This window comes from Ekhidna sp. (assembly GCF_963691765.1).
Taxonomy (GTDB): domain Bacteria; phylum Bacteroidota; class Bacteroidia; order Cytophagales; family Cyclobacteriaceae; genus Ekhidna.
On record NZ_OY829375.1, the window covers coordinates 1,071,339 to 1,087,155 of the forward strand.

General features: G+C 38.8%; 16 protein-coding genes. 14 read left to right on the forward strand and 2 right to left on the reverse strand.

The window, feature by feature from the left end:
* Positions 1 to 67: 67 nt before the first annotated feature.
* The 11 genes from ACY650_RS05140 to hisIE all read left to right on the forward strand — a co-directional run bounded on the left by ACY650_RS05140 (position 68) and on the right by hisIE (position 8,718).
* A complete protein-coding gene (locus tag ACY650_RS05140; RefSeq protein WP_462252416.1) occupies positions 68 to 622 on the forward strand; it encodes a hypothetical protein in 555 nt (184 codons plus the stop codon).
* Positions 622 to 1,077, forward strand: coding sequence for a nucleoside deaminase (locus ACY650_RS05145; RefSeq protein ID WP_462252418.1), 456 nt, complete (start codon positions 622 to 624; stop codon positions 1,075 to 1,077). Before ACY650_RS05140 ends, ACY650_RS05145 begins: the two co-directional genes overlap by 1 nt.
* 61 nt (positions 1,078 to 1,138) lie before the next feature.
* Positions 1,139 to 1,738: a superoxide dismutase gene (locus ACY650_RS05150; RefSeq protein ID WP_462252420.1), complete on the forward strand. Its 600-nt coding sequence runs from the start codon at positions 1,139 to 1,141 to the stop codon at positions 1,736 to 1,738.
* A gap of 230 nt (positions 1,739 to 1,968) precedes the next feature.
* Positions 1,969 to 2,826: an ATP phosphoribosyltransferase gene (hisG, locus tag ACY650_RS05155; RefSeq protein ID WP_462252422.1), complete on the forward strand. Its 858-nt coding sequence runs from the start codon at positions 1,969 to 1,971 to the stop codon at positions 2,824 to 2,826.
* A complete protein-coding gene (hisD, locus tag ACY650_RS05160) occupies positions 2,826 to 4,109 on the forward strand; it encodes a histidinol dehydrogenase (protein WP_462252424.1) in 1,284 nt (427 codons plus the stop codon). Before hisG ends, hisD begins: the two co-directional genes overlap by 1 nt.
* Entirely contained in the window at positions 4,102 to 5,709 is a 1,608-nt protein-coding gene (hisC, locus tag ACY650_RS05165; RefSeq protein ID WP_462252425.1) for a histidinol-phosphate transaminase, read from the forward strand. Before hisD ends, hisC begins: the two co-directional genes overlap by 8 nt.
* Positions 5,706 to 6,284, forward strand: a complete 579-nt coding sequence (gene hisH / locus ACY650_RS05170; protein WP_462252427.1) for an imidazole glycerol phosphate synthase subunit HisH — start codon at positions 5,706 to 5,708, stop codon at positions 6,282 to 6,284. Before hisC ends, hisH begins: the two co-directional genes overlap by 4 nt.
* The gene (gene hisA, locus ACY650_RS05175) at positions 6,281 to 7,000 is read left to right on the forward strand and encodes a 1-(5-phosphoribosyl)-5-[(5-phosphoribosylamino)methylideneamino]imidazole-4-carboxamide isomerase (protein ID WP_462252429.1); all 720 of its coding nucleotides are present in this window, start codon (positions 6,281 to 6,283) and stop codon (positions 6,998 to 7,000) included. The genes hisH and hisA overlap by 4 nt, the downstream gene beginning before the upstream one ends.
* Before the next feature lie 11 nt (positions 7,001 to 7,011).
* Entirely contained in the window at positions 7,012 to 7,383 is a 372-nt protein-coding gene (locus ACY650_RS05180) for a four helix bundle protein (RefSeq protein ID WP_462252431.1), read from the forward strand.
* 13 nt (positions 7,384 to 7,396) lie between these two features.
* Positions 7,397 to 8,152, forward strand: coding sequence for an imidazole glycerol phosphate synthase subunit HisF (hisF, locus tag ACY650_RS05185; protein WP_462252433.1), 756 nt, complete (start codon positions 7,397 to 7,399; stop codon positions 8,150 to 8,152).
* Complete coding sequence (hisIE, locus tag ACY650_RS05190; protein WP_462252435.1) at positions 8,149 to 8,718, forward strand: bifunctional phosphoribosyl-AMP cyclohydrolase/phosphoribosyl-ATP diphosphatase HisIE; 570 nt, start codon at positions 8,149 to 8,151, stop codon at positions 8,716 to 8,718. The genes hisF and hisIE overlap by 4 nt, the downstream gene beginning before the upstream one ends.
* 82 nt (positions 8,719 to 8,800) lie before the next feature.
* On the opposite strand, the gene ACY650_RS05195 is transcribed toward hisIE, so the two are convergent.
* Complete coding sequence (locus tag ACY650_RS05195) at positions 8,801 to 9,718, reverse strand: hypothetical protein (RefSeq protein WP_462252437.1); 918 nt, start codon at positions 9,716 to 9,718, stop codon at positions 8,801 to 8,803.
* 125 nt (positions 9,719 to 9,843) lie between these two features.
* Between ACY650_RS05195 and ACY650_RS05200 the strand changes: the two genes are divergently transcribed.
* The 3 genes from ACY650_RS05200 (at position 9,844) to ACY650_RS05210 (ending at position 15,317) form a co-directional block, all read left to right on the forward strand.
* Positions 9,844 to 12,852, forward strand: a complete 3,009-nt coding sequence (locus ACY650_RS05200) for a ligand-binding sensor domain-containing protein (RefSeq protein WP_462252439.1) — start codon at positions 9,844 to 9,846, stop codon at positions 12,850 to 12,852.
* Between the two features lie 35 nt (positions 12,853 to 12,887).
* Positions 12,888 to 13,538, forward strand: coding sequence for a response regulator (locus ACY650_RS05205; protein WP_462252441.1), 651 nt, complete (start codon positions 12,888 to 12,890; stop codon positions 13,536 to 13,538).
* 105 nt (positions 13,539 to 13,643) lie between these two features.
* Positions 13,644 to 15,317 (forward strand): multicopper oxidase domain-containing protein, encoded by a 1,674-nt coding sequence (locus tag ACY650_RS05210; protein WP_462252443.1) that lies wholly within the window; start codon positions 13,644 to 13,646, stop codon positions 15,315 to 15,317.
* A 2-nt stretch (positions 15,318 to 15,319) separates the two neighbouring features.
* On the opposite strand, the gene ACY650_RS05215 is transcribed toward ACY650_RS05210, so the two are convergent.
* A complete protein-coding gene (locus ACY650_RS05215; protein ID WP_462252445.1) occupies positions 15,320 to 15,682 on the reverse strand; it encodes a hypothetical protein in 363 nt (120 codons plus the stop codon).
* Positions 15,683 to 15,817 lie beyond the last annotated feature (135 nt).

Consider the following 15,817-nt stretch of genomic DNA (forward strand, 5'->3'; position numbering starts at 1 on the left):
TTGAAAATTAAGGCGCAAAGGTAGGGGCATCAACTGAAAATATCGCTCAAGTTTTTAGCTTTGAAGCATGAAGAAAATAATATCGCTCCTCGCCATGGTTTTGGCGATCCAATCCTTCGCACAATCTTATGCAAAAGTAGAAGTCGGTCCAGAAGAAGATATCAGTCTAAAAATTCCTACTGATTTCATAAGTATGACTGATCAGGACAGAATGAAACGTATATATTCTTCAAAAGTACCTCTTGCTCAATTTGCCAATGAAAATCAGGATGTTACGCTCGGTGTTAACTACAATATCATGCGCTGGACAGAAAAGGACACCGATTTAGTTTATGGTTTTTACAAAGCAAGCGTCAACAATTTATTTGATGAGATTGAATTCATTCAAGATGAAATTAAGGAAATAAACGGACGCAAATTCATCATTTTCGAGTTCGTATCTACAGTTAAAAATGATAATGCTTTTTCTGGCTCAAGGGCTGCAAAAAACTATACCTACATACAGTACACTTCATATAACAACCAAGTATTACTCTTCAATTTTGGATGCCGTGCCCGTCAGATGGGCACCTATCAAACCATTGCAAAAGAAATCATGAATAGTATTGAGATTGACGACTAATGACTGTACTTAGCATTCATAGTGATGAGCATTTCATGAAACAAGCGCTTTTTGAAGCAAAAATTGCATTTGATGAAGGAGAAATTCCGGTTGGTGCTGTCGTTGTTTGCGAAAACAAAATCATTGCAAAAGATCACAATAGAGTTGAAAGACTCAATGATGCAACGGCTCATGCAGAAATGCTTGCAATTACTGCTGCGCAGAATCATCTTGGATCGAAATACCTCAATGAATGCACGCTATACGTAACCTTAGAACCATGCATTATGTGCGCAGGAGGTCTTTTTTGGACACAAATTGGGAAAGTTGTAGTTGGAGCAAATGATAAAGAGCGAGGCTTTTCTAAATTTAGCAATGATATCCTACACCCGAAAACAGATCTTAAGCTGGGCGTCATGGCAAGTGAGTCCGAAGTTTTAATAAAAGAATTCTTTATGAAGCTTCGTGGCAACTAAACATGCTCGACTCTTGTTATCTTCACAAAATCATTTAAGAAAAAATAAAAATCACATAATTATGGCTTTTGAATTACCAAACCTACCTTATTCTCACGACGCATTAGAACCACATGTAGATGCTAAAACGATGGAAATTCACCATGGAAAGCACCATGCAGCTTATGTATCTAAGGTAAATGCAGCGATCGAAGGAACAGAAATGGATGGAAAATCTATCGAAGACCTTTGCAAAAATCATTCTGACAATGGAGCTGTAAGAAACAATGGAGGTGGTCACTATAACCACTCATTATTCTGGTCTATAATGAGCCCAAATGGAGGTGGGGAGCCTTCAGGAGCATTGGCTGATGCTATCAACAGTGCTTTTGGCTCATTCGAAAAATTCAAAGAAGAGTTTAGTAATGCGGCAGCAACAAGATTCGGAAGTGGCTGGGCTTGGCTTTGTAAAATGGATAATGGTTCGTTGGAAGTATGTTCTTCTGCAAACCAAGATAACCCGCTAATGCCTGGCGTAGGATGTGGCGGAACTCCAATCCTAGGACTAGATGTATGGGAGCACGCATATTACTTAAATTATCAAAACAGAAGACCAGACTATATCAGTGCATTTTTCAATGTAGTAAACTGGGATGCTGTGAGTGAAAAATTTGCAGGATAATTGACAATTAATTTTTCCGTATATATTTGCGACCTGAAATGAGAACAAATACGCTACATCATCATGCACATCATTACAACTTCACTCGAAAGAGGTAAGAAGATGATGCTGTAGTATACAAAAATAAATACAAAGGCCTGTCGGATTACCGACAGGCCTTTTTTGTTGCATTTAGTTTAAACATTGAGAAAACAAACGAGTTGTAGTCAACTTAAGAATCGAAAATTAAAATGGACCAGATCTTAAAAATAGCTGTACAGAAAAGTGGTCGCCTGAATGAAAAAAGTATGGGCCTCCTAAAAGAATGTGGAATTAAAATAAACAACGGAGGTAAGCTCATGTCTACTGCTTCCAATTTTCCACTAGAAGTATTCTACTTGAGAGACGATGATATTCCGCAGTACGTAGCAGAAGGTGTTGCTGATATCGGAATAGTAGGAGAAAACGAATACCTGGAAAAGCAACAGCCAGTTGAGATTATTAATCGCACAGGTTTTTCAAAATGTCGCCTTTCTCTCGCTATAAGAAGAGAAGAAGCCTATGATGGTCTTTCCTGGTTTGAAGGGAAGCGAATTGCAACCAGTTACCCGGTAATTCTAAAAAGCTATTTAGAAAAAAACAAGATCAATGCCACAGTTGAAGTAATAAGTGGTAGTGTTGAAATTGCTCCAGGTATAGGGCTTGCAGATGCCGTATTCGATATCGTGAGTACAGGAAGTACACTTCTAGCCAACGGATTAAAAGAAGTTGAGGTAGCACTTAGAAGTGAAGCTCTATTAGTATCAAATACAATGCTGACCAGAGAAAAGAAAGCGATTCTTGACAAATTGCTTTTTAGAATTGAAGCTGCGAAGGCTGCCAAGCAGAACAAATACATTTTACTGAATGCTCCCAATGAAAATCTAGATTCTATTATTGAGCTTCTACCTGGAATGAGAAGCCCTACAGTCCTTCCCCTAGCTGATGAAGGATGGAGCAGCGTTCATAGTGTAATTCAAGAAGATGATTTTTGGGAGGTAATTGATCAATTGAAAGAAAAGGGTGCTGAGGGAATCTTAGTCTGTCCTATTGAAAAAATGATTGTGTAATGATGAATAGTTATAACTATCCTGACAAATCAGATTGGCAAAGTCTCTGCCAACGGCCTACTTACGATTTCTCGGAGATGGAAGAACAAGTAGGCGCTATTATGGAAGAGGTCAAGACGAATGGAGATCAAGCGCTGCTTCAATTCAATAAAAAATTTGATGACGTAGCATTGGATGAATTATCTATTGATATCACAAACAGCAAGTATCAAATTGATCCTGCACTTGCGGAAGCCATCATTATTGCAAAATCCAACATTGAAGATTTCCACTATTCCCAGAAGGAAGAAGTTCAAAAAATTGAGACCATGCCAGGGGTTAACTGTTGGAGAAAGAGCATAGCAATACAAAAGGTAGGCTTATATATTCCCGGTGGCTCGGCCCCACTATTTTCCACCTTGCTTATGCTTGCAATACCAGCGAAAATTGCAGGATGCAAAGAAATAGTGGTATGTACGCCACCTACAAAGTCGGGCACGTTGGATGAAGTCATCGGATGGACCTGTCAGCTATTGGGCATAAATAAAGTCTTTTTAACAGGAGGAGCTCAGGCTATTGCTGCCATGACTTTTGGCACAGAATCAATTGTCAAGGTAGATAAGATTTTTGGTCCCGGGAATCAATATGTAACGGCTGCCAAGCAATTGTCTCAAAAATTCGGAGTAGCTATCGATATGCCCGCAGGACCAAGCGAAGTACTGGTTATTGCTGATAAATCAGCCTATCCTCAGTTTGTAGCTTCTGACTTACTTTCTCAAGCTGAGCATGGCGGAGATAGTCAGGTTGTTTTAGTCAGTGACTCAAAAGAGTTGATTGAAAAAGTTCAACTGGAGATAGAAAAGCAGGTACAGGATCTCCCTCGAATGGAAATTGCTAAACAAGCACTTTCCAATAGTCAGGCAGTGTTAGTGAGTGATATGAATGAAGCGGTAGATTTTAGTAATACCTATGCACCAGAGCACTTGATTATTGCAACAGATAATGCAGAGGAGCTTGCTGCTGATATCACCATTGCTGGGAGTGTATTTCTTGGACATTGGAGTTGTGAGAGTGCGGGGGACTATGCTAGCGGCACCAATCACACCTTACCTACCAATGGGTTTGCTAGGAACTACAGTGGTGTTTCGTTAGATAGCTTCGTCAAAAAAATCACCTTTCAAAACTTGACAAAAAGTGGCATAAAACAACTAGGACCACACATTGAAAAAATGGCTGAAGCAGAACAGCTACAAGGACATAAAAATGCAGTTACGCTACGATTAAAAGAAATTGAAAATGTTTGACATTAAGAATATTACACGGGCAAATGTTTTGGCAATGAAGCCATACAGCACGGCAAGAAATGAATTTGATGGCATGGCCGATGTATCACTAGATGCAAATGAAAATCCTTTTGGGTTTGGCCTAAACAGGTATCCAGACGGCACGATGCAGAAGGTCAAATCTGCCTTTGCGAAATTCAGGAACACAGATTCCGAAAAGCTAATTTTCGGGAATGGAAGTGATGAACTGATTGATTTATTAATTCGCGCTTTCTGTGAGCCAGGCAAAGACAAGATTCTGACGTTCAATCCTTCATTCAGCATGTATTCGGTCTATGCTGAAATCAACAATGTTGAAGAAATCCAAATTCCACTAACTAGTGATTTTCAAATTGATCCTCAGTCTGTTGAAGCAGTAATAGCTGATCCAAACTTAAAATTGATATTTATCTGTTCTCCTAATAATCCAACAGGAAACAGCATTGAGCAACAAACGATACTGGAAATTACAGAAAGATTTAAAGGGCTTGTAGTTGTAGATGAAGCTTATGTTGATTTTAGCAATGAAACACTCGTTGGAAAAGACATACCTAATCTTTTTATTCTTCAAACATTCAGTAAAGCCTTTGGTCTTGCTGGAGCACGTTTAGGAGCGGGCATTGGAAGTACTGAAATCATCTACATATTAAATAAAATCAAGCCTCCATATAATGTAAATGCCTTGACACAGGATCAAGCGTTGGAGGCATTAGAACGTCCGGAAGAAATAAGAAAACAAGTTGAAATTCTTGAGAAGCAGCGGGATAAATTGACAGATTCTCTGGACCAAATAGCTAGTGTCAAAAAAGTATATCCTTCGAAAGCCAATTTCTTACTAGTTGAATTTGAGGATGCACAAATTACTTATGACCTCCTTCTCAAAAATGGAATTGTAGTCAGAGATCGCTCAAAACTAATTGACGGATGCTTGAGAATTACTGTGGGTTCCCCTGAAGAGAACGCTAAACTGCTTGCAGTATTAAATGAGCAAGAATATCAAGCTGAGGGTAGAGTTGGCAGATGTATCAGATCTACTTCCGAAACGAAAATCAGAATCGAAGTTAATCTTGACGATGCTAAGAATAGTACGATCTCCACAGGTATTGCTTTCTTCGATCACATGCTCGATCAGATTGCACGACACGGATCTATTGGACTAAATGTTCAGGTGAAAGGAGATCTCAATATCGATCCCCACCACACGATAGAAGACACGGCATTAGCACTAGGAACAGCTTTCAATGATGCCTTGAAAGAACGAAAAGGAATAGAACGCTATGGATTTTTACTACCTATGGACGATTGTTTGGCGCAAGTAGCAATTGATTTTGGAGGTCGGCCTTGGTTGGAATGGGATGCTAATTTTAAAGCAACTCATGTGGGCGAACTTCCAACAGAAATGGTCTCCCATTTTTTCAAATCTTTTTCGGATACTGCGAGATGTAACCTGAATGTTAAAGCAGAAGGAGAAAATGATCATCACAAAATCGAATCCATCTTCAAGGCATTTGCTCGAGCTATAAAAATGGCTGTGAGAAAAGATGATAGCGGTTTATTACCATCAACCAAGGGAGTATTATGATTACCATTGTAAAATATAACGCCGGAAACATACGGTCGGTGAAAAACGCTTTGGATCGCATAGGAGTCGAGTCGAAACTCACCGATGATCCTGAGGAGTTGAAAGCTGCCGATAAAGTTATCTTTCCAGGGGTAGGTGAAGCGAAGACTGCCATGAACTACCTCAAAGAAAGGAAACTTGACGAGGTATTAATCAACCTTGAGCAACCATTTCTAGGTATTTGCTTAGGGATGCAACTCATGTGCTCATATTCAGAAGAACGTGACACACAATGTCTTGGAATTTTTGATGAAAAAGTGAAAAAATTTCCTCCCAAAGGACTGGTCCCACACATGGGATGGAATGACTTCCTCAACGTGGAGGGTGCACTCTTTCAAAATATCAAGACTAGCGAAAATATGTACTTTGTACATAGCTATTATGTAGAGGTTGGTGACGATACCATTGGAGAAACTGACTATTTAATACCCTTCTCATCTGCATTGCAAAAAGACAATTTCTACGGTGTTCAATTTCACCCAGAGAAGTCTGCAGAAAGTGGAAGAAAGTTAATCGAGAATTTTTTAGACTTATGAGAATAATTCCTGCTATAGATATTATCGAAGGCAAGTGCGTGCGTCTTTCAAAAGGCGACTATGATACCAAAAAAGTCTACAATGAAGATCCTTTGGAAGTTGCCAAGTCTTTTGAAGATGCTGGATTATCTTATCTGCACCTGGTGGATTTAGATGGTGCTAAGGCGAAGCATATTGTTAATTGGAAAATTTTAGAAAAACTTGCCACTCGAACCAGTTTAACCATCGATTTTGGTGGAGGAGTAAAATCCGATGAAGACTTGCGAATTTCTTTTGAGAGCGGCGCAAGTCAAATTACTGGAGGAAGCATCGCAGTAAAAGAACCTGTACTATTCACTTCGTGGATAACTAAGTATGGATCAGAAAAGATCATCCTGGGAGCAGATGCGATGGATGGCAAGATAGCAGTAACCGGATGGCAAGAAGACACCGATCAAGAGGTGCAGTCTTTTATAGAAGAGTATGTTAAAAAAGGCATTGAATATGTGATCTCAACAGATATTTCAAAAGATGGCATGCTTGCAGGCCCCTCTTTTGAACTGTATCAATCAATCATCAACAAACTACCTAATGTTAAACTTATAGCAAGTGGTGGAGTAAGCAATTTAGATGATTTGATACGATTAAAAGAAGATGGATTAGAAGGAGCGATTGTTGGAAAAGCCATCTATGAAGGATTTATTCGACTAGAAGATTTAAGAGAATTGATCGATTAAGTTAGCGTTTAATGACTGCAGAAGAATTAAAAAACAGGACTTTAAAATTTGGGGTAGATGTTGCGCTCTTCAGCAAAACAATCTATGAAAATCCAATTCTAAGACCCTATGCAAACCAACTTATTCGAGCTTCTAGTTCTGTGGGAGCTAACTACAGAGCAGCATGCCGAGCAAAATCAGGTAAGGACTTCCTTAATAAACTAAAAATTGTAGAAGAAGAATGTGATGAATGTATGTTCTTTTTTGAGCTTCTGAAAGAGCTAAAGCCAGACAGCAATACTTTAGTTGATCCTTTATGGAAAGAAGCAAATGAAATCCTATCAATTATTGTTGCTTCAATTAGCACAACTCGAAAGAAATTAAATCAATCGAAAAATTCTTAAATCAATAATTCGCATGACTCTAAAAAAACGAATCATCCCTTGCCTTGATATTAAGGACGGCCAGACTGTAAAAGGTGTCAACTTTGTAGACATTCGAAATGCAGGTGATCCTATTGAACTCTCCAAAAGATACGTTGAAGAGGGTGCAGATGAACTAGTATTTCTAGACATCACTGCAACAGTTGATGGACGAAAGACTTTCGCTTCACTCGTACGAGACATTGCTCATGAAATAAACATCCCTTTCACCGTTGGCGGTGGGATTTCTTCTATCGAAGATGTGAAAATATTGTTAGAAGCTGGTGCTGATAAAGTAAGCATCAACTCAGCTGCAGTTCGTAATCCATCATTGGTAAAAGAAATCTCAGATGAGTTTGGGAGTCAATTCGTAGTGGTTGCGATTGATGCGGGATTAGTGGATGATGTTTGGAAAGTATTTGTGAAAGGAGGACGTGAAGCCACCGAACTAGACGTGTATGATTGGGCTAAGGAAGTGGAAGCTCTTGGCGCAGGCGAGATCTTACTCACTTCCATGCAAAACGATGGTACAAAAGCTGGGTTTGCGCTAGAACTTACTGATAAGCTTTCTGCAGATTTAAGTATCCCTGTAATTGCTTCTGGGGGTGCTGGAACGAGTGAACACTTTAAGGAGGTATTTGAAAAGACCGGAGCGACCGGAGCATTAGCAGCCAGCGTTTTCCACTTTGGTGAAATTCCGATTCCAGAATTAAAAAATTATTTAAAAGACCAAAATATTTCAGTACGATGAATTTAATCCCAGCAGTTATCCAACACGCTCAAACCAATCAGGTATTGATGCTTGGGTATATGAATGATGAGTCTCTTGCCAAAACAAAGAAGGAAGGAAAGGTGACTTTTTATAGTCGTAGCAAGCAACGATTGTGGACCAAAGGGGAATCATCTGGTAATTTCTTACATGTGGTAAGCATAGAAGAAGACTGTGACAAAGACACTTTTCTGATTAAGGTTATACCAGAAGGCGAAACCTGTCATACCGGAACCTATACCTGCTTTGGCGAAAAACAGCCATCAGGATTTTTGCATGAGCTGCAAGGCATCATTCAATCAAGAAAAGACAACCCATCTGAAAAGTCGTACACAACAGAACTTTTTCAAAAAGGCACCAAGAAGATTGCTCAGAAAGTAGGCGAAGAGGCGACTGAGGTCATCTTAGAAGCTATGGATGGAAGAAAAGACCTGCTTATTGAAGAATCATCTGATTTGATGTATCACCTGCTTGTGTTGCTTGCAGATCAGGGGTTAAAACTTGAAGATATTGAAGCTAAATTGATGGAACGACACATAAAAAAATGACTGCCCACTTTTGGGCAGTCAACACGAATCATCAATTGAAATTCACCATGATTCAAATTGATAAATATTTCAGCGGCTAATTTTATTTTCCAAAATATCCAAACAGCTGGGCTAGGGCCATTCCATTGAAGTTGTTCATGGTGTCCATTGTCGCCATCCTGTATTTATCTCCATCAGCTTCCGCCTCATGAGTAAATTCATTTGAAGTGTGCGTTAAAAATCCACTGTAGGTTGGAGCGGTTGCCATTGAAAAGGTCTTTAGTTTTTCTCCTTCATTCTTAAATATCCCTTCAAACTCTGGGGCTTTTTTTGTTAAGAAAGCTACGCTTGTCATGATCCCACCCCAAGCGGTGATACTGCATCCTGGCATTTTTAAGCCTACCTTTCCCTTTACGCTTGACGTCCCAAGAGTAGTGTTTTGTTTCGCAGTTAGATAAATAGATGAAAATGAATAATTAGCTGATAAGATTAACACATCACTGTATTCTTTAATCAATTTCATTGGTACAGCAGCCTGCTGCTCTTTCCCTTTTTTAGAGATTTTCTTTACATAATATTTAAAACCTTCGGGTGTTACTTTTAAATATCCTGGGTTCTGCGCTTCATTTACATTGGCTTCAAGCAATGTATGATCTTCAAAGAATTTGGCACCCTTCATTTCTTCAGCAGGAATAATCTCAAACCCTTCCTTCTTCAATGACTCTACAAACTCATTGTAAACAGCATTAGTAATCTCTTGAAGATCTGCAACATCTACCCCCGTAACTGCAACGCTCATACTAGCACTTGATGAGCCTTTTCGAGAATTCGTGGTAGTTTTTGATACAGCCTTAGCATCAGCAGCCATTTGAAAGTTTACATTAAATTCCTTGATATAAGCTTTCTTAGGAAACTTTTTCAATTTCTTCTCTCCATACCCTTTCATATTTACTTCCAATTCTTGAGCATAGGAAAAAGTAGCGATAGCAATGGCGAAGAACAGAGCGATAATTTTTTTCATTTTTTGCTTTGATTTATACATGGCGATAATTTTTTAATGACATATCAAATCTCCATATCCTTCCAGAGGATTTAATAGGGCATATGCCCTATTTTCTTGAAAATTGATGTTGTACTTTTAAGATTGTGAAATCCGCCATTATTATCATATCTACCCTTATCACTGCAACTGCTTTCGGTCAGTATCGATTTGATCACATCAATACAATAGATGGTCTATCACAAAACTCAGTAAACGATATTTTTCAAGATTCGGAAGGCTTTATATGGCTTGCTACTCAAGAAGGATTGAATAGGTACGACGGGTATGAATTTGTCAAATACACCATGGAAGGCGAAATGGATATGGCCGGAAATTTCCTGTGGAGCATCATTGAAGATGACTATGGAAACATTTGGACTGCTTCATCAAGCGGAGCTACCAGACTCGATTGGCGAAATGGAAGCTCAACACATTTTGTTATAAGCAATGACGAAAAATTCAGAGGCCAGATCAATCAGGTTTTACGTGTTTATAGCAAAAAAGGGAAGGTGATCATTGGATTTAATGAAGGATCTTACATATTGGATCCCCTATCATATTTAGATTCTGCGACTGTATTATTAAATGAGAGGGATCTTCTAAAGTCTTCGCATGGTGAAAAAAAACACAAGTATTACAATTCAATCAGTTATAATAAGACTGAGTATCTACTTACACATACTCATTTAATAAAAGATGAGGTTGACTCCATTGTATTACCAAAAGGATATAGCTGCTCAAGATTTAAATCCGAGCTATTACTTGGGGAAAAAGGAATTTTTATAGGAACTGATAACGGAATGCTTCATTACAATTTCAATAGAAGTAGTATGGAACACATACCTTGTATACAAGAACCTGTAAATGATATTATATGGGGTCCTGAAAAAAAAGAGCTTTGGGTAGCCACTGACAATGGGATTTATCTATTCAATCCTTATGAATTTTCCTGCTCAACCATCATTCAATCGGGTGAAGGAGAATACGACTTGACCAGCAATACAATCGCTGCTTTGATGAAAGACAAAGATGGATTAATCTGGGCTGGCACCGCCAATGGAGGTGTCAATATCTACGACCCACGAAAGGATAGATTTAAATTCCTCAGCAAGAATAATGGCTTTAGTGATAAAGCTGTTTGGAGCGTCTATTTGACTCAGGAGCACCTTTTAGTGGGCGCAGACAATGGACTCTATGTAGGATCCGTAAATGGAAGTATCACTGAAAACTTATTTGCTGAAACGGCAATAAATAACGTTTATAAATTCAAAAGTGAACATCTTCAAGACAAGAGAATTACCGCAATAGAACAGCTGAGCGAACATGAATTTATTGTAGGAACCTTTGAAGAAGAATTAATAACCATTAATCTTAAGACTAAAGCATCCAGCGTCAAAAAACTGAATGAGAATGACATCACACCTCATGTTGTCTCAGCAATAAAAGAGCTGGAAGAAGAAATTTGGGTGACTACTCACAATGGCTTATTTCTTTTCTCAAAAAACTTGGAACTCAAAGAGTATTTTCATTATCAATCCAACCCCAAAAAATTCCCCACCAATTACTACTTATCAGCCTTTGTGAGCAAGGACGGCACTGTTTGGGTTGGCAATAACGTCGGCTTTTACACCATTTCCCCTGATCAAGAATTCAGAGTATTCGCATACAACAAAGATCAATTAGATTCTGGACCCGCTTTCAATTTCGTTTCAGGTTTTTTTGAAGATTACAATGGCGACATTTGGGTTTCCACATTTGGCGGAGGTGTGAGTTTATTTAACCGAGAAACAGAAAAATTTACCCACTTTGATAAATCCAATGGCTTAGCTAACGAAATATGTTCTGCCATCATCGGTAGTAAAGAGGGGGTTTTTGTCAGCACCAATGGTGGTATAAGCAGGATAGATATTGCAACCCATAAAATCACTAATTACAATACTTCAGATGGCTTGATAAATAATGAATTTGCAATTGCCTCATCATACCAAAATGGCAATGACTTCATGTTTGGCAATGTAAATGGACTGGTAGTGTTCAATCCAGAGGATTTAAAAGATAATGCCAGTGCACCGATGCCTGTAATTACAAAGTTGAGTATCAATTATAAAGAGAACTTAAGATCAAGAATTGCCGAATCCCAACTGGAAATCAACCCTGAAGACAGAATCTTTAGTCTGGAATTTTCAGCTATGTCACATCGAAAAAAGGATCAAATAACTTATCAATATTCACTGACTAATTTTAATGAAAACTGGGTTGACGCTGGTCCTTTTGAAAGACGTGCAACATACTCACTTCCGCCAGGTGAATATACATTTAAGGTGCGTACTAAAAGCGGCTCAACACTAAGCGAAGCCAGAACTTTTGCTATCGTTGTTCATCCTGCTTTTTATCAAACTTGGTGGTTCTATTCCATTGTTGGTATTGGTTCCATTCTCGGAGTCTTCCTGTTGTCAAGATACTATTCCAACCAACAACTGAAAAAGCAACTAAGAAAGATGGAAATGCAGCAAAAAATTCAGAATGAGCGTGAACGGATAAGTCGGGATTTGCATGATAATGTTGGCTCACAAATCACCTATATAGCTACCTCAATTAACAACCTGTCTGGAAAAGATTCTCCTGAAGCCATAAAAGAGCTCGGGGAATTTACGCGAGATACCATGCGGCAACTTCGCGAAACCATCTGGGTAATTAACAATGATGAGGTGACAATTGAAGAACTAAAGACTAAAGTCATAGATTATCTTTCGGAGATCCTCCAACCTTACCCTGGAATTTTTCATGAGGTTCATTTTTCAAAATCTTCAGAGAAGTTAAATCCTACTGTTGCTATAAATATTTTTAGGTTAATCCAAGAGGCAGTAAACAACTCAGTAAAACATGCGAACCCGAAACTGATTAGGATAGATTTTACACTTGAAGGTTCGACTTGTCTTTCTATATCAGATGATGGTATCGGTTTTTCTGGAGATGATAAAATGGGGCATTTCGGATTAATTAATATGCGTAAAAGAGCCAAAGAACTAGGAGCAGAATATCAACTAGAGACGGCGAAAGATAAAGGCACTCAAATCATATTGCGTAACTTTAAAATAGGTCAAATGACGTAGCTTCTTACGAAGCAATAATCATAATTTTGATTGATATGAAGATAAGAGTAGGCTTAGCGGATGATAATCCAAAATTGCTTCAGTCGATTTCTGCCGGCCTAAAGCAGTATGAGCAAATCCAAATTGAATTTGTAGCTATCGATGGAAATGAAGTTCTAGAACGTCTGGACAAATATGCCATTGATGTAATGCTAATGGATATAAACATGCCGGATATGAATGGCATCGAGGCAACGGAAAAACTCAAAGAAAAATATCCTGACATCAAAGTGATTATGCTCACTGTCTTTGACGAAAATGATAAAATATTTGACTCTATTCTTGCTGGAGCTTCCGGCTATCTTTTGAAAGATGTAAAGACGATACAAATTGTAGAAGCAATCGAAGATGTCCTGGATGGTGGTGCACCTATGAGTCCGGAAATTGCAACTCGTATTCTTGGTCTTCTTAGAGGGAAATCTACTGGTGAATTAAAAAAAGAACGCGCAAAGCAGTTTAACCTGACGAATAGAGAACTAGAAATCCTACAAGAAATCGCATCTGGTGCCCATTACAATCAGATTGCTGAAAAACTCTTCATATCACCAAAGACCGTACGAAAACACATTGAAAACATCTATAGCAAATTGCATGTCCACAATAAAGTAGAAGCGATTCAGCTTGCAATGAAGCATAAGATGATCTAACGAAGACTACCATAACCAGCATTTTAATGGGGCCTGTTTCGAAAAGCAGGCCTTTTTATCTTTATAGTATCCACAAGTTTCATCTGGATTTAACGTCTAATGAATATGAAGAAGATTTTACTATTACTCCTACCATTCACTGCATTTGCACAGTTCACCAATGAACTATCTATTCCAGAAACTATTGAAGGCACAACCTTCGCCTTAACAATTGATGAATCTACTCGTCAATTTTTTGATGGCACTATCACAGAGACTATTGGATTCAATGGGAATTTTTTAGGCCCCACATTGATCTTTAATCAAGGGGACGATATTGAAATTTCCGTTCAAAACGATCTTGACGAGCCTACCACCGTACATTGGCATGGCATGCACGTATCTCCAGAAGATGATGGCGGACCTCATACGGTCATTGCTGCTGGAACTACATGGAGACCAGATTTTACTGTTTTGGATCGAGCGACAACCTTCTGGTACCACCCTCACCTTCATGAAAAAACCAACGAACATGTAACCAAGGGAGCTGCCGGAATGATCATTATTCGCTCTGATGATGAAGCAGCGCTAACATTACCAAGGACTTACGGGGAAGATGACATCCCGATGATTATTCAGTTCAAGAGTTTTACAGCTAACAATCAACTTGATGAAAGAGGAGATGATACAGACTTTATGGTAAATGGAACATTGGATCCTTATGTAGAGCTGCCTTCGCAGATGGTTAGAATGCGCTTATTGAATGGCTCAAACGAACGTGTCCTAAACATAGGATTTGATGACGATCGTGATTTCTATCAAATTGGTTCTGATGGAGGATTATTATCTGCTCCCGTCACAATGGATAGATTGAGACTTTCTACGGGAGAACGTGCCGAAATTGTGGTAGATCTTTCAAATGACAATGGGTCTACTCTCAAACTTATGACCTATGCTTCAGAGTTTGGACCAGGCATCCCTGGTGGACCCGGAGGAATGGCTCAAGGTTTTGACGGACAGGATACCGAATTTCTTGAAATACGAGTAGGTGCACCAACAGCAAATCCGATCACCACCATTCCGTCAGCACTAGCTACTCACACGCCTTGGGATGAAAGTGAAGCTGATAGGGAGCGAACAATTACAATGGAAGGAAACGGCCCTGGAAATCCTTTCAATCTTGACAATTTATTGTTTGATATTGATCTAGTGAACGAAACAGTGTTGCTTGATGACATTGAAATCTGGACCATTACAAACAACACCAATATTGGACATCCTTTCCATATCCACGATATCCAATTCTACATTCTTGACAGAGATGGTGTGGCTCCTCCAGAAAACGAACGTGGCTTAAAAGATGTAGTATTCGTAGAGGGTGGTGAAACAGTCAGATTTATTACTCAGTTTGATGATTTTGCTGATTCAGAGGTACCATATATGTATCATTGTCACATTTTACCTCATGAAGATGGTGGCATGATGGGACAGTTCATCGTAGTGGAAGAAGGAGAAGTGCTTGGGATAGAAGAGCAGCGAAGTAAATTCAGAATCTATCCCAACCCAGTTACTGACAGAATAGTAAGAGTCTTGCTTCCTGATAGTGTAGATCCAAGTTCAGAGGTTGGATTCAAAATACATGATTTATCAGGCAAAGAAGTTGCTCATTTTCCATCGAAAATTTGCGGTCCTTCAAACTTAAAAATCATCTATCTAGAGGATTACAAAGAAGGTATTTATACGCTAACAACTAGCGTAGATGGAGTGCATGCTTCCTCTATCAGAATGATTTTGAAATAGATTTAATCTATTGGATATGGTACGAAGACAAAATTTGTGAACTGCTCATCAACTACGAATAAGCAGCAAAATTCATCAGGGTCCTTGTAATTTTCTTTGAAGATTTTTTCGTCAGCTATTAACCCTCGTTGAGAAAATTCTTCCATGAAAGAAGCGTAATAGTGCCAATTGTTTTCTGCTTGAAAAGCCACCACAAGTACTTGGCCAATGGGCTGACTAACTTGACACATTGGGAAAACCGGGTATTTAGAAAATTCTTGTTTTCTAATAGCATATGATGCCTCTTTCAACGATTCGGCCACTTTCACAAAGTCAGAAGATATCCTCCCTAAATCCTTCGGGTTTAAATCTGGATCGTTTTGCATCAGGCAAATTTAGGAGTCCTTTGATAGGATAGCAAAGTATATTGATTGCCTAGTCATACTTTATGCTAAGCACTTCTTCTTTTCACCCTTGCTTTGATTACAAGAGTATCTATTTTTGATTAACTACGAGATGAA